This is a genomic window from Nonomuraea sp. MG754425, assembly GCF_021699195.1.
In the GTDB taxonomy this organism is placed as follows: Bacteria; Actinomycetota; Actinomycetes; order Streptosporangiales; family Streptosporangiaceae; genus Nonomuraea.
Map to the genome: position 1 here is coordinate 1 of NZ_SSXE01000190.1, position 18859 is coordinate 18859.

The 18859-nt window shown below is 75.0% G+C and carries 13 protein-coding genes; 6 read left to right on the plus strand and 7 right to left on the minus strand.

Annotation, left to right across the window (positions count from 1 at the left end; translation table 11 throughout):
• The 4 genes from FAF44_RS42765 to menC form a co-directional block, all read left to right on the plus strand.
• The coding region (locus tag FAF44_RS42765; protein WP_237109124.1) for a LuxR family transcriptional regulator at positions 1 to 2377 on the plus strand (2377 nt) is incomplete at its 5' end.
• An 85-nt stretch (positions 2378 to 2462) separates the two neighbouring features.
• On the plus strand, positions 2463 to 4043 hold the full coding sequence (locus FAF44_RS42770; protein WP_237109125.1) for a Na+/H+ antiporter: 1581 nt from the start codon (positions 2463 to 2465) through the stop codon (positions 4041 to 4043).
• Between the two features lie 141 nt (positions 4044 to 4184).
• Positions 4185 to 4919, plus strand: a complete 735-nt coding sequence (locus tag FAF44_RS42775) for a GNAT family N-acetyltransferase (RefSeq protein ID WP_237109126.1) — start codon at positions 4185 to 4187, stop codon at positions 4917 to 4919.
• Positions 4916 to 6016 carry an o-succinylbenzoate synthase gene (gene menC / locus FAF44_RS42780; protein ID WP_237109127.1) on the plus strand — a complete coding sequence of 367 codons (1101 nt, stop codon included), beginning with the start codon at positions 4916 to 4918 and terminating at the stop codon, positions 6014 to 6016. Before FAF44_RS42775 ends, menC begins: the two co-directional genes overlap by 4 nt.
• Here menC and FAF44_RS42785 read toward each other — a convergent pair.
• From FAF44_RS42785 to FAF44_RS42815, 7 genes are all read right to left on the minus strand, one after another.
• A complete protein-coding gene (locus tag FAF44_RS42785) occupies positions 6006 to 6671 on the minus strand; it encodes an ABC transporter ATP-binding protein (protein ID WP_237109128.1) in 666 nt (221 codons plus the stop codon). The genes menC and FAF44_RS42785 overlap by 11 nt on opposite strands.
• Positions 6668 to 8539, minus strand: a complete 1872-nt coding sequence (locus FAF44_RS42790; protein ID WP_237109129.1) for a dipeptide/oligopeptide/nickel ABC transporter permease/ATP-binding protein — start codon at positions 8537 to 8539, stop codon at positions 6668 to 6670. Before FAF44_RS42790 ends, FAF44_RS42785 begins: the two co-directional genes overlap by 4 nt.
• A complete protein-coding gene (locus FAF44_RS42795; RefSeq protein ID WP_237109130.1) occupies positions 8539 to 9474 on the minus strand; it encodes an ABC transporter permease in 936 nt (311 codons plus the stop codon). The genes FAF44_RS42790 and FAF44_RS42795 overlap by 1 nt, the downstream gene beginning before the upstream one ends.
• The gene (locus FAF44_RS42800; protein ID WP_237109131.1) at positions 9475 to 11046 is read right to left on the minus strand and encodes an ABC transporter substrate-binding protein; all 1572 of its coding nucleotides are present in this window, start codon (positions 11044 to 11046) and stop codon (positions 9475 to 9477) included.
• Between the two features lie 88 nt (positions 11047 to 11134).
• Entirely contained in the window at positions 11135 to 12724 is a 1590-nt protein-coding gene (locus FAF44_RS42805) for a CdaR family transcriptional regulator (protein ID WP_237109132.1), read from the minus strand.
• A gap of 99 nt (positions 12725 to 12823) precedes the next feature.
• Positions 12824 to 14137, minus strand: coding sequence for a serine hydrolase (locus tag FAF44_RS42810; protein ID WP_237109133.1), 1314 nt, complete (start codon positions 14135 to 14137; stop codon positions 12824 to 12826).
• Positions 14101 to 15963, minus strand: a complete 1863-nt coding sequence (locus tag FAF44_RS42815) for a S9 family peptidase (RefSeq protein ID WP_237109134.1) — start codon at positions 15961 to 15963, stop codon at positions 14101 to 14103. Before FAF44_RS42815 ends, FAF44_RS42810 begins: the two co-directional genes overlap by 37 nt.
• A 199-nt stretch (positions 15964 to 16162) precedes the next feature.
• Here FAF44_RS42815 and FAF44_RS42820 point away from each other — a divergent pair, with 199 nt between their 5' ends.
• Both FAF44_RS42820 and tuf read left to right on the plus strand, forming a co-directional pair.
• Positions 16163 to 17458 carry a UDP-glucose/GDP-mannose dehydrogenase family protein gene (locus FAF44_RS42820; RefSeq protein WP_237109135.1) on the plus strand — a complete coding sequence of 432 codons (1296 nt, stop codon included), beginning with the start codon at positions 16163 to 16165 and terminating at the stop codon, positions 17456 to 17458.
• Between the two features lie 236 nt (positions 17459 to 17694).
• On the plus strand, positions 17695 to 18859 hold a 1165-nt coding region (gene tuf / locus FAF44_RS42825), incomplete at its 3' end, for an elongation factor Tu (protein ID WP_237109136.1).

Here is an 18859-nt window from a genome sequence, read left to right on the forward strand (position 1 = left end):
CTGCCTGGTCGTGGACGACGTGCACTGGGCGGACGAGCCGACGTTGCGGGCGCTGACGTTCTGCCTGCGCAGGCTGCGCGTGGACCGGGTGATGGCGGTGCTGATGCTGCGCGACGCCGCCGCGCTGACCGGCCCCGAGGGGCTGCTGCGGCTGGTCGGGGCGGGCGCGACGCGCCGGGTGCGGGTGTCCGGGCTGGCCGCGCCCGAGGTGGCGGCGCTGGTGGACGGGCTGGGCGCGGGTCCGGTGTCGCGGCGCGGGCTGGCGCGGCTGGTCGAGCACACCGAGGGGGTGCCGCTGCACCTGCGGGCGCTGCTGGAGGAGGTGCCGGCGGCGGCGCTGGACGACCTGGGGCAGCCCCTGCCCGCGCCCCGCTCGTACGGGCTGCTGGTGCTGGCGAAGGTGGCCCGGTGCGGGACGCCGGCGCGGGAGCTGATCGGCGCGGTGAGCGTGCTGGGCCTGTCGTGCCCGCTGCACCTGGCCGCCGGGGTGGCCGGGGTGGCGGAGCCGTTGCCCGCGCTGGAGCAGGCGGTACGGGCGGGCGTGCTGCTGGCGCGGTCCTCGGTGCGCGGCCCGGTGGCGGCGTTCGCGCACCCGCTGGACCGCGCGGCGGTCTACCGCGACCTCGGCCCCGCGCACCGGTGCGCGCTGCACGCGCGGGCCGCGCTGGTGGCGGAGGGCGGGCAGGCGCGGCTGCGGCACCGGATCGGGGCGGTGGCGGGCCCGAGCCCGGAACTGGCGGCCGAGCTGGCGGAGCTGGGCCGGGCGCAGGTGCGGCTGGGCGCGTTCGGCAGCGCGGCCGAGCATCTCGAGGCGGCGGCGGAGCTGGCGGGCGATCCGGCCCCGCTGGCCGCGGAGGCGGTGGAGGCGCTGCTGCTGGACGGCCGGGTGGAGGAGGCGGCCCGGCTGACGGCGGGCCTGCCGCAGGACGCCCACCCGGCGGTGCGCGGCTACGCGCTGGGCCATCTGGCGATGGTGCGCGGCCAGGTCGAGCAGGCCCGCGCGCACCTGGTGACCGCCTGGGAGCGGGCGGGGCCGTCCGAGTCGGGGCTGGCCGCCCGCGCGGCGCAGCAGCTCGCCATGCTCTGCCTGGTCAAGGCGGAGGGCAGGCAGGCGGCCCGCTGGGCGGAACGTGCCAGGAACTCCCCCGGTCACAGTTTCAGCATCGACTACAACCGATACACGCTGCTGGCCGGGCTGGGCGTGTCCGGGCGGATCGAGGCCGCGCTCGCGGCCACGACCGACCTGCCGGCCCCGTCGGCGGCCTCGATCGCGGAGCTGGACGCGCTGCTCGGCCGCGGGGTGCTGCGCACGTGCAGCGACGACCTGCCGGGCGGGCTGGCCGACCTGTCGGGCGCGGTCGCGGCCTGCGGCGAGCGCTCGGTGCCGTTCCGCATGCTGGCGACGGCGATGCTGGGCCAGGCGGAGTACCGGGCGGGCCGCTGGGACGACGCCGGCCTGCACACCGAGACCGCCGCGTCCGTGGCCGACGACGCCGACCAGCGCTGGCTCGCGCCGGTCTGCCACGCGCTGGCCGCGCTGGTCCCGGCCGCCCGCGGCGACTGGACGGCCGCGGAGGCGCACGTGCGGGCGGCCCTGTCCGCCGGCGAGGGCGCGGGCGTGGACGCGGTGGCGTCGCTGGCGTACGCGTGCACGGCCGCCGCGCACCTGGCCGCGGCCCGGGGCGACCACGGCGCGACGGTGACGGCGCTGGATCCGCTGCTGGCGGTGAAGGTGCACGACGTCGTCTACGAGCCCGGCATCGTGCAGTGGCTGGACCTGCTGATCGACGCCCTGGTGGCGCTGGGCGAGCTGGAGCGGGCGCAGTCGCACCTGGCCGGGATGGAGCGGCTGGCCGGGCGGCGCGGGCGGCGCTCCGCGCTGGCGGCGGCGGCCCGCTGCCGGGGCGGCCTGCACGCGGCCCGGCACGAGAACGACCTGGCCGAGACCGCGTTCGCGGCCGGGCTGGCGCAGGCGGGCGTGGCGGGGCTGCCGTTCGACGAGGCGCGGCTGCGGCTGGCGTACGGGCGGTTCCTGCGCCGGCTGGGGCGGCGCAGGCAGGCGCAGGCGCAGCTCGAACCGGCGCTGGCGCTGTTCACCCGGCTGGGCGCGCTGCCGTACGCGCAGCGGTGCGAGCGGGAGCTGTCCGCGTGCGGGCTGCCGCGGGCGGAGGCGGGGGCCTCGCCGCTGATGCGGCTGACGCCGCAGGAGCAGGCGGTGGCGCGGCTGGTGGCGACCGGCATGACGAACCGGCAGGTGGCCAGGGAACTGGTGCTGAGCGTGAAGACGATCGAATACCACCTGGGCAACGCGTTCGCCAAGCTCGGGGTCAGCTCGCGGGTGGCGCTGACGACCAAGATCCGGCCGCTGCCCGAGTGAGGCTCGGCCGTGGGTCGCCGGCCTTCCGCCGGGATCGCGGCGGGGTGCTGGGCTACTGTGGTGCCGACGATCATCTGGGGGCGTCGTGGACCAGTTCGTGCTGCTCATGCTGGTGTCGCTGGGGGCCCTGGTCACGGTTCCGCTGGGCGAGCGGCTGCGGGTGCCGGCGCCGGTGCTGATGACGCTGCTGGGCATCCTGCTGGCGGTGCTGCCGTTCGTCCCGAACGTGGACGTTCCGCCCGGCATCGTGCTGCCGCTGCTGCTGCCGCCGCTGCTGTACGCGGCGGTGCAGCGCACGTCGTGGCGGCAGTTCGCGGCCAACTGGCAGCCGATCTTCCTGCTGGCGGTGGCATTGGTGTTCGTGACGACGGCGGCCGTGGCGGGGGTGGCGCACGCGCTGGTGCCGGGGCTGCCGCTGGCGGCGGCCGTCGCGCTGGGCGCGCTGGTGGCGCCGCCCGATCCGGTGGCGGCCACGGCGGTGGCGGGCCGGCTGGGGCTGCCCAGGCGCATGGTGTCGCTGCTCGAAGGCGAGGGGCTGTTCAACGACGTGACCGCGATCGTGCTCTACCACGTGGCGATCGCGGCCGTCGTGACCGGCTCCTTCTCCTGGCCGGGGGCGCTGGCGGAGTTCGGGCTGTCGGCCGTGGTGGCCGTGCTCGTGGGGCTGGCGCTGGGCTGGCTGGGCGGCCGGCTGATGGCGGTGCTGGGCGACGCGACGCTGCAGGTGGGGCTGTCGCTGCTGGTGCCGTTCGCGGCGTACGCGCTGGCCGACGTACTGCACGGCTCGGGGGTGCTGGCCGTGCTGACTTGCGCGTTCTACCTGGGTGACCGGATGTCCGACGCGGACGACGTGTTGGGCAGGTTCGCCTCCGCGACGTTCTGGCAGGTCGTGGACACGCTCGTGACCGGGGTGGCGTTCGGGCTGATCGGGCTGGAGTTGCACGCCGTGTTCGGCACCGTGCACGGCCGGCTCTGGACGGTGCTCGGCTGGAGCGCCGCGGTGGTCGGGGCGGTGGTGCTGGTCCGGCTGGTGTGGCTGCTCCCCGCGGCGTGGCTGGCCAGGAAGGCTCGCGGCTCGGACGCCACCGAGGTCCCGCTGAGCTGGCGCGAGACCCTGGTGATGTGGTGGGCGGGCATGCGCGGGGTGGCGTCGGTGGCGCTCGCGCTGGCCATCCCGCTGGAGGTGGCGGACGGCTCGCCGTTCCCGGGGCGGGCGGTCATCGTGGTCGTCGCGTTCGCCGTCATCCTGACGACGCTGATCGTGCAGGGGCTGACGCTGCCGTGGCTGGTGGCGCGGCTCGGCGTCAAGGCCGACACGGCGGCCGAGCGGGAGCTGGAGAAGGTGCTGGCGATCCGCGCGGCCAAGGCGGCCAAGCGGCGGCTGCGGGAGATCGACGAGGCCGAGGACCTGCCGGACGACGTCGTCGAGGTGCTGACCCGGCGGATGCTGGAGTTCGGGGTGCGGATCAGCCCGGAGGCGGCCGACGAGGAGCGGCGGGAGGCGTACGAGCAGCGGGCGCGGCGGGTCCGGCTGCTGCGGCGGGTGCAGGGCGAGATGATGTCGGCCGCCAGGCAGGCGGTGCTGGAGGCGCGGCGGGACCCGAGCGCCGACCCGGTCGTGGTGTCGCGGGTGCTGCGCCGGCTCGACGCGCGCAGCCTGCGCTGAGCCCGCTAGGGCGGGGGGACGAAAGGCCCGGCCGTGTTGGTGGTGCGCGACGAATCCCCGCGCCCCCGCCATGGCATAACGTCGGCCTGGGGGTTCGGACCGAAAGGTGGAGCGTTGATCGAGGTCAGGGAGCTTCATGAGATGGCGGAGATCGAACGCGTGGACGCGCTGTTCGACGACATCTGGCATTTCGCCCCTGGCGCGCCGCCCGTCACGATCGAGCTGATGCGGGCGCTGTCGCACGCGGGCGGCTACGTGGCCGGCGCCTTCGACGGGGACGAGCTCGTCGGCGCCTCGGTGGGCTTCTTCGCGGCGGATCGCACGCTGCACTCGCACGTCACGGGCGCGACCCGGCACGGCGCGGGCCTGGAGCTCAAGCTGCACCAGCGGCTGTGGGCCCTGGAACGCGGGCTGGAACGCATCACCTGGACCTACGACCCGCTGGTGCGCCGCAACGCGCACTTCAACCTGGCCAAGCTGGGGGCCAGGCCGCTGGAGTACCTGCCGTGCTTCTACGGCCTGCTCGACGACGCGATCAACCAGGGTGACGAGACCGACCGGCTGCTCGCCTCGTGGCCGCTGACCGCGCCGCACGTGGAGGCGCTGGCGCGGCACGAGCCGTACGAGCCGTCGTGGCCGCGGGACGCGGTGGTGGCGCTGGCCGACGAGGCCGGACGTCCGGTGGCCGGGCCGGTGGACGCCCCGGCGGTGCTGGTGGCGGTGCCCGCGGACATCGAGGTGCTGCGCCGGGCCGATCCGGGCGCGGGCAAGGCGTGGCGGCACGCCGTCCGTGATGTGCTGGGGGGTCTGATGGCGGAGGGCCGCGCGGTCACGGGCTTCTCCGGGAAGCGGTACTACGTAGTGGAGAGAGCGTGAAGATCACTGGAGTTGAGCTGCGGCGGATCGCGATGCCGCTGGTGGCGCCGTTCCGCACCTCGTTCGGCACCGAGACGGCGCGTGACGTGCTGCTGGTGCGGGTCGTGACGCCCGACGCGGAGGGCTGGGGCGAGTGCGTGGCGATGTCCGAGCCGCTCTACTCCCCCGAGTACGTCGACGGCGCCGCCGAGGTGATCCGCCGCTTCCTGCTGCCCGCGCTGCCGGGCAGCCTCGGCGCGAACGACGTCGCCCGCGCCCTGGAGCCGATCAAGGGCCACCGCATGGCGAAGGCGGCGCTGGAGACGGCGATCCTCGACGCGCAGCTCCGGGCGGCGGGCGAGTCGTTCGGCCAGTTCCTGGGCGCGGCCAGGACGCGGGTGCCGTGCGGGGTGTCGGTCGGCATCATGGACTCCGTTCCGCAGCTCCTCGACGCCGTGGCGGGCTATCTCGACGAGGGCTACGTCCGGATCAAGCTGAAGATCGAGCCCGGCTGGGACGTCGAGCCGGTGCGCGCGGTGCGCGAGCGGTTCGGCGACGACGTGCTGCTCCAGGTGGACGCGAACGCCGCCTACGCGCTCACCGACGCCCGCCACCTGGCCCGCCTGGACCCGTTCGACCTGCTGCTGATCGAGCAGCCGCTGGCCAACGACGACCTGGTCCAACACGCCGCGCTGGCCCCCCGGCTCAAGACGCCGATCTGCCTGGACGAGTCGATCGAGTCGGCCGAGCACGCCGCCGCGGCGATCGCGCTGGGCTCGTGCTCGATCGTCAACATCAAGCCGGGCCGGATCGGCGGCTACCTGGAGGCGCGGCGCATCCACGACCTGTGCCGGGCCAACGGCGTCGCGGTGTGGTGCGGCGGCATGCTGGAGACGGGGCTCGGCCGGGCGGCGAACGTGGCGCTGGCCGCGCTGCCCGGTTTCACGCTGCCCGGCGACACCTCGGGCTCGCGCCGCTACTACGCGACCGACGTGACCGAGCCGTTCGAGCTGGTGGACGGCCATCTGGAGGTGCCGGCCGGGCCGGGGCTGGGGGTGGAGCCGATCCCGTCGGTGCTGGACGAGGTGACGACCGCCACCGAGTGGATCACCCTCTGAGCCTGGGCACCGCGGCCAGCAGGGCGCGCGTGTACTCGTGCGCGGGCTCGCCGACGACCTGCTCGGCGGGCCCGACCTCGACCAGGCGGCCCCGGTGCATGACGGCCACGACGTCGGCCACGTACCGGACGACGGCGAGGTTGTGGGAGATGAACAGCATGCTCAGCCCCAGCTCCTCGCGCAGCCCGCGGATCAGGTTGAGCACGGCGGCCTGCACGGACACGTCGAGCGAGCTGGTGATCTCGTCGGCGACCAGCAGCGCGGGGTCGCCGCCGAGCGCGCGGGCGATCGCGACCCGCTGGCGCTGGCCGCCCGACAGCTCGCGCGGGTAGCGGCCGGCCAGTTCGGCGGGCAGCCGGACGAGGCCGAGCAGCCGCTCCACCTGTCCGGCCCCGGCGCCCTCCGCGACGGTCTGGGCGACGGTCATGCGGGGGTCGAGCGAGGCGTACGGGTCCTGGAAGACCATCTGCACCCGCCGCGCCCCCTGCACGCTCCCGGTGTGCGGCACGAGCCCGCACACCGCCCTGGCCAGCGACGACTTGCCCGATCCCGACTCGCCGACGAGGCCGACCACCTGGCCGTCGGGGATCTCCAGCGTGACGTCGTCCACGGCGGTGCGGCGGCCGTAGCGCACGCTCAGGTTCTTGATGATCATTTGACCTCCCAGCAGGCGACCCGCCGGCCGTCGCCGCCGTGGGCGGCCAGCTCGGGGCGCTCGCTCTCGCATCGTTCGGTGGCCAGGGCGCAGCGGGGGGCGAAGGCGCAGCCGGGGCCGACCCGCGCGGGGGCGGGCTGGGTTCCGGGGATGCCGGCCAGCGGCTGCGACCGGTCGGTGTCCAGGTCGGGCAGGGAGGCGATGAGCGCCTTCGTGTACGGGTGCGCGGCCCCCGCGGCGAGCCGGCCGGCGGGCAGTTCCTCGACGACGCGGCCGGCGTACATGACCACGACGCGGTCGCACAGCTCCCCGACGACGGCGATGTCGTGCGAGATGAACAGGGTCGCCGCCCCGGTCTCGTCCGCGACCTCGCGCAGCAGGCGCAGGATCTGCCGCTGGACGGTCACGTCGAGCGCGGTCGTGGGCTCGTCGGCGATGATCAGGCGGGGCGTGCCCATGAGGCCCATGGCGATGACGGCGCGCTGCCGCATGCCGCCGGACAGCTCGTGCGGGTGCCGCCCGGCCACCTCGCCGGGCTCGGGCAGGTGCACCCGGCCGAGGCGGTCCACGGCGCGGCGGCGGGCCTCGGCGCGTCCGGCGTCCTCGTGCACGACGGCCACCTCGGCGAGCTGGCCACCGACCTTGAGCGCCGGGTTGAGCGCGGCGAGCGGGTCCTGGAAGACCATGGCCAGCTCGGTGCCGAGCTCGCGGTCCGGCAGCGTGGCCACGTCCCTGCCGCCGAGCCGCAGCGCCGTGTACGCGACCGTCCCCGGGTACGGGACGAGCCCGCCGATCGCGGCGGCGGTCAGGCTCTTGCCGCTGCCGGACTCGCCCACCAGGCCGACGATCTCGCCGGGCGCGGCGGTCAGCGACAGCCCGCGCACGGGGGTGAGGCCGCCGGGGAAGGAGACGGTCAGGTCCCGCACCTCCAGGACCGCGCCGGGGTCGGGCTCGCCCGCCGGGCCGGTCGCGGGCGGCGGGGGCGGCCGTTCGCCCACGGCCGGGGTCCGTGCGGCGGCCCTGGCCAGGGCGTCGCCGAGCAGGTTGAAGCCGATCCCGGCGAGCGCGATGGCGGCGGCCGGGCCGAGCGCCACCTCCGGGGTGAGGTAGATGCGCGGGAAGCCGTCGAACAACAGCCGTCCCCAGTCGAACTGCGGCGGCTGCACCCCGAGGCCCAGGAACGACATGCCGGCCAGGCCGAGCAGCGCGCCGCCGAACGCCTGGGTCAGGTTGAGGATGAGCGGTTCGGCGATGTTGGGCAGCACGTGCCGGGTCAGCACGCGCCGTCGGGACACGCCGAGCATGCGGGCCGCGGCGACGTAGTCGGAGCCGGCGACGGTGGCGGCCAGCGTCTGGGTGAGCCGGGCGAAGCCGGGCGCGATGGCCACGCCGATGCCGAGCACCGCGCCGCGCGCGCCCAGCCCGGTGACGACCGCGGTGAACATGGCCAGCAACAGCCCCGGGAAGGCCACCAGGGCGTTCACGGTGCCGGTGGCCAGCCGGGCGGCCCGCCTGGGCAGCACCGAGGGCAGCGTGCCGAGCACGACGCCGGCGCTCGCGCCGACGAGCGTGGCGGCCAGGGCCAGCAGCAGGGAGTAGCGGGCGGCCACCAGGACCCGCGCCAGCAGGTCGCGGCCCAGGTTGTCGGTGCCCAGCGGGTGTTCGGACGAGGAGCCCTGGAGGATGGCGGCGGCGTCGATGCGCGCGGCGGCCTCGCCCCAGACGAGCGGGCCCACGACGGCCAGCGCCACCATGCCGGCGACGATCAGCGCCCCGGCCGCCCCGGGCACGTTCCCGCGCAGCCACCCGGCCGGGCGCGAGCGGCCCCGCCGGGTGGCTGGCTCCGGTCCGGCTCCGAGCGAGGTCATCAGGTCTCCTTGATCGCGGACGTCGGGTCGAGCGCCCCGAGCACCAGATCGACGGCGAGGTTCACGACCAGCACGATCGCCCCGTAGACGAGGATCACGCCCTGGGCCACCGGATAGTCCTTCTGCGTGATCGACTCGACGATCTTCAGCCCGAGCCCCGGCCAGGCGAAGACGTACTCGACCAGCACCCCGCCGGCGATGAGCGAGCTCAGCAGCAGCCCGCCGACGGTCAGGGTGGCGGTGAGCGTGTTGGGCAGCAGGTGCCGCAGGTGCAGCCGGGCGGCCGGCAGCCGCTTGGCGCGGGCCAGCCGCATGTAGTCCTTGCCCAGCTCGCGCAGCGTCTCGACGCGGGAGACGCGGGCGATCATGGCGGCGGGCCCGACCGCGAGAGCCAGCACCGGCAGCACGTACGTGCCCGGCCCGGCCATGCCCGCGGGCGGGAACCAGCCGAGCCCGATGGCGAGCACGGCCACGAGCCCGATGGCGTAGAGGAACTCGGGCACGGCCACGGCGGCGCCGGTCGCGGCGCTGAAGGTGAGGTCGGTGCCGCGGTTGCGGCCGTTCTCGGTGCGGACGGCCGCCCACATGCCCAGCGGCACCGCCACCAGCAGCGCCAGGCCGGTCGCGAGCAGGGCCAGGGCCAGCGTGTTCGGCAGGCGGATCACGATGACCTCGCCCACGGGCTCGCCCGTCAGGAAGGAGGTCCCGAAGTCCCCGGACAGGACGCCGGTGACGTAGGTGAGGAGCTGCTCCGGCAGCGGCCGGTCGAGGCCGAGCGCCGCCCGCCGCGCCTCCACCAGCTCGACCGGCGCGGCGGGCCCGAGCGAGCTGCGCACGGGGTCGCCGGGGATGAGGTGCACCATCGCGAACGACGCCACCACGAGCACCGCCAGCGACACCAGGAAGCGCACCACCCGCCGCACGCCCGCGCCCACTCAGCCTCCCAGCCGGATCGAGGTGGGCGAGAACAGGCCCGCGACCTGCTCGTAGGTGGCCCCCTTGGACGCCTGCAGCACGGTCGTCTCCGTCACCGGCACCAGGTCGGCGTTCTCGAACAGCGCCGACTCGGCCTCCAGCCACTGCGCGCAGCCCTCGGCCGCCGGTTTCAGGGTGGCCGCGGCGACGAGCTCGTCGTAGCGGTCGTTGGCCACGTGCGCGAAGTTCGCGCCCTTGGGGGCGGACGGGCCGGACAGGAAGCCGACGAGCTGGCTGGGCAGCGGGACGCCGATGGGCAGCCAGACGACGTCCCAGTCCTGGGTGGCGTTCAGCGACTCCGACAGCTTGGTGTCGATGACGCCGTTCAGCTTCACCTCGGCCCCGGCCGCGCGCCAGGCGGTGGCCAGGTATTCGGCGGCGGCCTGGACGCCGGCGCCGCGGGTGGTCCCGTACAGGTAGCGCAGGGTCAGGCGGCGGCCGTCCTTGACCCGCACGCCGTCGGGGCCGGCCCGCCAGCCGGCCGCGTCGAGCGCCGCGGCGGCGGCTGCCGGGACGTGGGCGGGCACGTGGCCGGTGACGGTGTCGCCCTGGCAGGGGCGCGGGTCCAGGACGAGCCCGGTGGGGGGCTTGCCGGTGCCGCCGGAGGCGATCCCGGCCAGCTCCTTGAGGTTCACGGCCTGGGTGAGCGCCTTGCGCACGGCCGGGTCATGGGTGGGCCGGTCGTCGCCCTGGTGGTAGAAGAACTGGCCGTTGGCCTCGGAGACGGTCTTCTTCCCGATGCCGGGCGTGGCCTCCAGGCGGGCCCGGTCGGGGCCGTAGAGGACGGCGCCGTTGACGGCGCCGGAGATGAGCAGGTTCGCGGCGGTCTGCTCGTTGGGCACGACCTTCAGCACCACGGTCTCCGGGACGTCCTTGACCGTCGAGCCGGGCGGGCCCCAGGCGTACTCCCTGCGGACCTTGAACGTGTAGTGGTCGCCCGGCACGGCCTCGGTCAGCCGGTACGGGCCGCTGCCGGAGGTGGCGCGGGCCAGCAGCGAGCGGTCCTCGACGCCCTTGCCGCACACGACGTAGATCAGCCGGGTGCTCTCCAGGATGAAGCTGAACGGCTCGGGCATGGACAGCGTGACGGTGCCGGCCGCGTCGTCGGCCTCGGCCTTCATGCCGGCGGGCACCAGCACCCCGTAGACGGGTGACTTGGTGGCGGGGTCGGCGATGTGGTTGACGCCGGCGGCCACGTCGGAGGGGATGACCGGGGCGCCGTCGGAGCAGGTGGCGCCCTTGCGCAGGGTGAAGGTGACCTTGTCCGGCTCGACCGTCCACCGTTCGGCCAGGCTGGGCACGATCTTGCCGTCGGCCGTGACCCTGGTCAGGGTGTCGTAGGCCAGGGAGAGCGTGGTGATGGTGACGCTCAGGACGCCCGTCGCGGGGTCGAGCACGCCCGGGTCGGCGGGCAGGGCGTAGGTGAACGTGCCGCCCCCGGCCGGCCCGCCGCCGCCTTCCGTTCCCGTCCCTCCGCAGGCGGCCGCGAGCAGGGCGAGCGCGGTGAGGGCCGCCGCTGGTGGTGTTCTCATGGGTACTCCGTAAAGCGTGGGTGGGGACCACCTTGGCCGCTCGCCGGGGCCCCGATCTTCGTGCCCGGTCACGAAAAAGCCGGGCCGCCTAGTGCCGGTGGCCGAAGATCCGCATCTGGAGTTGCACGGTGAGCCGGGCGTCGGCGTCGCCCAGGTCGAGCCCGCCGATCTCGGCCAGGCGCTTGAGCCGGTAGCGGAAGGTGTTGGGGTGCACGTGCACGCGGGCGGCGGCCACGCCGACGTCGCCGAACGCGTCGAGGTAGGCCTCCAGCGTGGCGGCCAGTTCGGTGCCGTGCTCGGCGTCGTGCCGCAGCAGCCGCTGGTAGGGGCCGGTGGGGGTCTGCTCCTCGGCGGCGGCCACGTCGGCGACCTGGAGCAGCAGCGACTCGAAGTGCGCCTCGGAGTAGCCGGCGGCCCGCCCGGCGTCGCCGCGGGTGCGCAGCACGCGCAGCGCCCGGTCGGCGTCCGCCCGCGACCTCGCGACCTGGGCGAGGCTGAGCGCGAGGCGGCCGACGCCGATGTTGGCCGCGTGCCGGGGCCCGACCCTGGACAGGAAGCTCTCGGCCACGCGTACGGCCCGCGCCTCCTCGTCGCCGCCGGGCGTCAGCGGCAGCACCGCGTACGCGACCGAGCCGGCCTGCGCGGCCGCGGCCTTCGGGTGGATGGCGGCGACGTGCAGCGCGAGCGCGTCGCAGAAGCGCTGGCGGTCGCTCTCGCCGCGGGCGTGGTCGGCCGGATCGCCGGTGAGCTGGGCGGCCAGCACGCACAGGCGGGCGGTCGCGACACCGAGCCGGCCGGCGGCCTCGGCGGCGTCCGGCCCGCCGGCCAGCACCGTGGACAGCAGGTCGGCGCGCAGCCGGCGCTGGGTGTCGGCCCCGGCCCGCTCGTGCAGCAGCCGAAGCGCCACGATCTTGGCGGCGTCGGCGAGCGCGCGCCGCCGCTGGCGGCTGAGCGGCTCGCGCACCGCCGCCCAGATGGAGCCGAGGATCTCGTCGCCGGCCCGCACCGCGACGGCGGCCCGGTTGACCGGGCTGCCGTCGTCGAGCTCGATGTGGATCGGCTCCTGACTCTGGTAGAGCCGCTTGAAGACGCCCTGCTCGTCGAGCAGGCGCAGGTAGCGCTCGGGCACCTGGCGGCCGAGCACGGTCTCCACCCGGCCCTGGTCGGCCTCCTCCTGCCGCCCGGAGTAGGCCAGCACCCGCGAGGACCTGTCCTCGATCGTGACGGGCGCGTCGAGCAGCGCGCAGACGGCGTTGGCGAGGGAGAACAGGTCGCCGTGCGCGTCCTCGCCCGGACCGGCCAGCTCCCCCTCGGCCAGCAGCGAGCGCAGCAGCGCCGCCACCTGCGCCCAGGAGGCGGCCCTGGTCAGGCCGAGCACGGCCACGCCGGTCTCCAGCACCGCGGCGCGCACCCGCGCGTCCGCGTCGACCGGCAGCTTCACCACGACGCCCGCCGCGTGCGGGACCCGGGCGAGCAGGCCGCGGATGTCGTCGGCGCCGTGCACGCCGACCGCGAGCAGCAGCGCGCCCGGGGGCACGATCAGCTCGTCGAGGGGGTCGTAGATGTGCACGCCGGTCACCTCGGCGTCGAGGTCGCCCGGCGAGGCGGCGACGTCGAGCACGGTCGTGCCGAGGTCGGTGATGATCCGCCCGAGGCTGGCGCGGGGGCGGTCCCTCATGCCGTCACGATAGTCCACGCCGTCGCGCCCCCGTTCCCGCCGGCCCACGAGCCGGCCCACGAGCCGGCCCGCGCGGGTCACGGGGGCGCGCGGACGCGGTCAGGAGATCCTGGGGGTCGCGCGGGCGCCCATGTGCACGTACGGGGAGCCGTCGGGCAGCTCGTAGAAGACGGCCGACGTCCAGTCGGGTGCGCCGCCCAGTTTGCACACGAAGGTGCTCCCGTCCACCGCGACCAGCGCGCTCTCCTGCGGCTCCGGTTGCAGGGCGGCCAGCACGCCCGTGGTCTCGTGGCGCAGCCACGGCTCCCCGTCCTTGATCGACACCGTGATCCGGGCTCCGGCGCGCTCGTAGACGCCGGTGAAGCGGGCGGCGTCCACCTGCGGCGGCGTCTCGGGCGGGACCGGCGGGGCCGGCACGGTCAGTCCGTCGAGCTCGGCGAACAGCTCGGCGCCCAGAGCGCGGGTGAAGGCGTTGGCGTACCCACCGTTGGCGGCGGCGCAGACGACGGTGCCGGTCTCCGGCACGGCCCAGACGATGGCGTGCTGGCCGATGGTGTTGCCGGCGTGGGAGATGACGCGCCGGCCGTCCCACTCGTCCACGATCCAGCCGAGGCCCCAGTGGCGGCCGAGACCGTCCGGGTTGGGCACGTCCACCTGCGGATCCCACATGACGCGGGGGTCGTCGAGCAGCCCGCCCTCCAGGTGGGCCCGCGCGAAGGCCACCACGTCGGCCGCGCGGGCGGAGATGAGCCCGGCCGGGCCCATGCCGCGCATGAGCCCCCACTGCGGGGCGGGCGCGCCGTTGACGTGCCCCATCGCGGCGCGGAAGCGCAGCACGTCCTCGGGCAGGGTCCAGGTGTGGGTCAGGCCCAGCGGGCCGGCGATCTGCTCGCGGACCAGGTCGTCCCAGCGTTTGCCGCCCAGCGTCTCGGCGACGCGGCCGGCGATGACGAAGCCGGAGTTGCAGTAGGAGTGGGTGGCGCCGAGCGGGTGGTTCTGGGCCAGGCCGGCGCAGGCTTCGACGTACTTGGCCACGCAGTCGTCGCCGCGCCCGGTGTCGAGGAACAGGTCGCCGTCGATGCCGCTGGTGTGCGTGAGCAGGTGCCTGATCGTCACGGTCCCGGTGACCTCGGGGTCGGCCACCTGGAAGCCCGGCAGCACCTCGGCGACCGGCGTGTCCAGCGTGAGCCGGCCGCGCTCGATCTCCCGCATGAGCAGGGTGGCGGTCCACACCTTGGTGACCGAGCCGATCTGGAAGAGCGCGTCCGTGGTGGACTCGACGCCGGTGGCGGTGTTGAGGGTGCCGGCGGCGAACTCGTGCGTCTCCCCTCCATGGAAGTACGCCAGCGCCGCGCCGGGCACCTCGTACTCGGCGATCAGCTCCGCGAGCCGCCGATCCATTGCTCCAGCCACGCGATCATCCTCTCGTTGTAGTCGTATCGGTGTGAGGGCCGCCCGCCGATCTGGAACAGATGGCCGGCCCCGGGATAGCGCACGAGCCGGACCGGCACCCGCCGCTCGCGCAGCGCCGCGAACCACTGCTCCGCCTGGCCGACGGGGCAGCGGTCGTCGCTCTCGCCGTGCAGCAGCAGGGTGGGCGCGGTGACCTCGCCCGCGTGGGTGAGCGGCGACTGGGCGGCCAGGTCTCCGGGGCACTCGTACGTCTTGAGCGCGAAGCCCATGTCGGACGTCCCGCTCATGCTGGTCAGGTCGGTCACGACGCCGCCGGCCACGGCCGCCTTGAACCGGTCGGTGGTGGCACTCAGCCAGCAGGTCATGTAGCCGCCGTAGCTGTAGCCGGTGACGGCCAGCCGTTCGGGGTCGGCGACGCCCTCGGCGACCAGGTCGTCCACGGCGGCGAGGAAGTCCTGGGCGTCGGCCAGGCCCCAGGCGCCCACGGCCGCGGTGTAGAACGTCTCGCCGTAGCCGTCGCTGCCGCGCGGGTTGACCGCCAGCACGGTCCAGCCGCGGGCGGCCAGGATCTGGCGGTAGAGGCGGAAGCCGTCGAGCACGGGGGCCCAGGCGTTGTGCGGGCCGCCGTGCACGTCGAGCAGGAGCGGCCCGGGGGCGGCGCTCTCGTCGCGCCAGACGAACCCCTCGACCTCGGTGCCGTCGGCGGCGGTGAACGTGCGGCGGACGGGCGGGTACAGGTCGATGCCGGCCGGGGCGTGGCCGGTGAGCCGCCGCGCCGCCGTCTCGCCGGGTTCCAGCAGGTAGACCTCACCGGGGCTGTACGCGGACGCGGCCACGTACGCGACGCGCCCGGCCGACGCGCTCGCCCCGGCCACGCTGACGTCCTCGGGGACGATCTTGCGGGCCGGTCCGTCGCCGGCCGTCCGGTACAGGTGCGTGCAGCCGCCGTCGCGCGCGCAGAACAGCAGGTCGTCGCCCAACCGCGCCGGGGCGGCTCCCGGGTAGCCGGGCTGGCCGGTCATGACGTTGCGGTCGAGCCCCGTCTTCACCTCGGACGCCCCGCCGGGGCCCAGGGTGAACAGGCGGACGTGCCCGACGGGGCCGCCCGTCAGCGCGGTGGCGACCACCTGCCCGCCCAGCCACCACACCCCGGTGCAGAGCAGGTCGGGACCGGTCAGCCGCTCGGGCTCGCCGCCCGCGGCCGGCACGGTGTAGGCCGCGCCGCCCGCCCGCAGGTCGCGGTCGTCGTCCAGGTTCGCGGTGAAGACGAGCCGGGTGCCGTCCGGCGACCAGGACGGCTCCCCCGCGTGGAAGTCGCCGGAGGTGAGCTGCCGGCTCTCCCCCGAGGCCACGTCCACCACGAACAGGTGCGTGGTGCGGCCCTTCAGCAGCCCCGCGCCGTCGGCCTTGTACTCCAGCCGGTCGGCCACCACGGGCGCGTGCGGGCCGGGCTCGGTCCCGGCGGGGCCGGCGTAGGCGATGCGGGCGCCGTCCGGCGACCAGCACGCGGGCCCGGCGCCGAGCGGCGCGTCCGTCAGCGGGCGCGGCTCGCCGCCGTCCATGGGCAGCAGGTGGAGCTGCGGGCGGCCGTCCACCAGACGCAGGAACGCCAGCACCCGGCCGTCGGGCGACCACCGGGGCGCGCCGCCCGCGGCCAGGCGGCGCGGCCCGGCGTCGGGGGCGGCCAGCCAGATCTCCGTACGGTCCTGGTCGGCGTCCCGGTCGACGGTCGTGAGCGTGTACGCGACCGCGCTCCCGCCGGGCCGCAGGGCCGGATCGGCGGGCACCGCGAAACGGTAGAGATCGTCAAGACCGGTACGTGGCATACCCCGCACCGTAGGCCACCGGCAACCGCGCTGCTTCGGTGTTCCCGACGAACAGCGGGCCCCGCGTTGTGCCACCCACCAACCGGGTCGAGGACAATGTCCGGGAGGACGTTAAGGTGATGGTCCTCCGCCGGTATCGGCATCTCTCTCCCCGAGCGGCGGGCCCGTGCGCGGTGTCCGCGAGATTGGATGGTCGACCATGGTTGGCAAGCCGGAACGGCAGGTGGCCGTGTTCGGTGCCGGGTACATCGGCCTGGTGACCGGCGCCTGTCTCGCCGAACTGGGGCACCAGGTGGTGGTCCGGGACATCAACCCCGACAAGGTCGCGCTGCTGCGCTCCGGCGACGTGCCGATCTACGAGCCGGGCCTGGGCGACCTGATCGCCAGGAACAAGGAGCGGCTGACCTTCACCCTCGACCTCGACGAGACGCTCGACGGCGCCGAGGTGGCGTACGTGTGCGTGGACACGCCGCCGTCCGCCTCCGGCGACGCGGACCTGTCGCGGCTGTGGGCGGTGGTGCGCTCGCTGGAGGGCGCCACCCACCTGAAGGCGGTCGTGGTCAAGTCGACCGTGCCGGTCGGCACCGGCGCCCGGGTGCGCTCCGCGCTCGACGCCGCCGGCCTGGCCCACGTCGGGTACGCGGCCAACCCCGAGTTCACCGCCGAGGGCCGGGCGGTCACCGACTTCATGCGTCCCGACCGCATCGTCATCGGCGCCACCGACGAGGCCACCGCCGGGCTCATCGCCGACCTGCACGACGGCGTGGACGGCCCGGTCGTCGTGATGGACGTGCGCTCGGCCGAGATGGTCAAGCTCGCCTCCAACGCCCTGCTCGCCACGAAGATCAGCTTCATCAACGAGATCGCCACCCTGTGCGAGAAGACCGGCGCCGACGTCGAGGAGGTCGCCCGCGCCGTCGGCCTCGACCACCGCCTCGGCCCCCACTTCCTGCGTCCGGGCATCGGCTGGGGCGGCTCCTGCTTCCCGAAGGACTCCGAGGCGCTGCGGCAGCTCGCCAGCAACACCGGCTACCACCTGCAGCTCCTGTCGGCCGTGATCGAGGTCAACAACCTGCAGAAGCGCCGGGCCATCCAGAAGCTGAAGGACGAACTGGGCACGCTGGCCGACACGCGGGTGGCGCTGCTCGGGCTGACGTTCAAGCCCGGCACCGACGACATGCGCGAGGCGACCAGCACCGTACTGGCCTCCCGGCTGCTGGCCGAGGGCGCCGAGGTGCGCTGCTGGGACCCGATGGCGCGGCCCGGCGAGGTCGAGCCGTGGCTCTCGACCAGCAGGCACGCGACGCCGGAGGAGGCGATGCGCGACGCCGACGCGGTGATCGTGGTCACCGAGTGGCCGCAGCTCACGCAGGTCGACTGGGCCGCGGCGGCCTCCGCCATGCGGCGGCCGGTGCTCTTCGACGGCCGCAACCTCCTCGACCCGGCGCGGATGCGCGCCGCCGGGTTCACGTACATGAGCGTCGGCCGGCCCTGACCCCGCGGCCCGGCGCGGAATAATCCGTTGCGCGGCGGTGCTGACCACCGCACTATGTTCCTCATGTTCCCGCGCACGCCTCTCGTGACGCCCGCAGCGCTGCTGCCGGGTGCGTCCGGGCGTGCCTGCGACGGCCTGGAGCGCTGACCTCTTCCCGTTCGACCCTGGGTGACCCGGCGGGAGGAGGTTGAGACCCCTGACGGGTCACGAAGCTTCTGGGTTCGAGAGAAGGAACCATGGCCAAGCAGGCCTACATCCGCAACAAGCCGCATCTCAACATCGGCACCATGGGACACGTCGACCACGGCAAGACCACGCTGACGGCGGCGATCACCAAGGTGCTGGCCGAGCGCGGGCAGGCCACGTACACGCCGTTCGAGCGGATCGACCGGACGCCGGAGGAGGCGTCCAGGGGGATCACGATCAACATCTCGCACGTCGAGTACGAGACCGCCACCCGCCACTACGCGCACGTGGACATGCCGGGGCACGCCGACTACGTGAAGAACATGATCACGGGGGCGGCGCAGCTCGACGGCGCGATCCTCGTCGTGTCCGCGCACGACGGGATCATGCCGCAGACCAGGGAGCACGTGCTGCTCGCCAAGCGGGTCGGCGTCGAGCACCTGGTCGTGGCCGTCAACAAGGCCGACGGCGCCGACCCGGAGCTGACCGACCTGGTCGAACTGGAGCTGGCCGACCTGCTGGCCGAGCACGGTTACCGGGGCGTCCCGATGGTGCGGGTGTCCGGGCTGCGGGCGCTGGAGGGCGACCCCGCCTGGACGGCGTCGATCGAGGCGCTGCTCCAGGCGGTGGACGAGCACATCCCCGTGCCGGTCAGGTACGTGGACGCGCCGTTCCTCATGCCGGTCGAGAACGTGCTGACGGTCACCGGCCGGGGCACGGTCGTCACCGGCGCCATCGAGCGCGGCACGGTCCGGGTCGGCGAGACGGTCGAGGCGGTCGGGTTCGGTGAGCCGTTCTCCGCCGTCGTGACGGGCGTGGAGACGTTCGGCAAGACGATGGAGCGGGGCGAGGCCGGCGACAACGCCGCCGTGCTGCTGCGCGGGGTGCGCCGCGAGCAGGTGCGGCGGGGCATGGTGCTGGCCGCGCCGGGCAGCCAGGCCGCCCGCGGCCGGTTCACCGCGCGCGTCTACCTCCTGACGCCGGAGGAGGGCGGGCGGCGCCGGCCGGTCGTGTCCGGGTACCGGCCGCAGTTCTACCTGCGCACGACGGACGTGCCGGGCGAGCTCGTCCTGCCGGACCCGTCCGGCGCGGCCCGGCCCGGGGAGACCGTGGAGGTGACGGTCGAGCTGGGCAAGGCGGTCGCGGTCGAGCCGGGGCTCGGGTTCGCGATCCGCGAGGGCGGCCTCACGGTCGGCGCGGGCACGGTCCTCACCG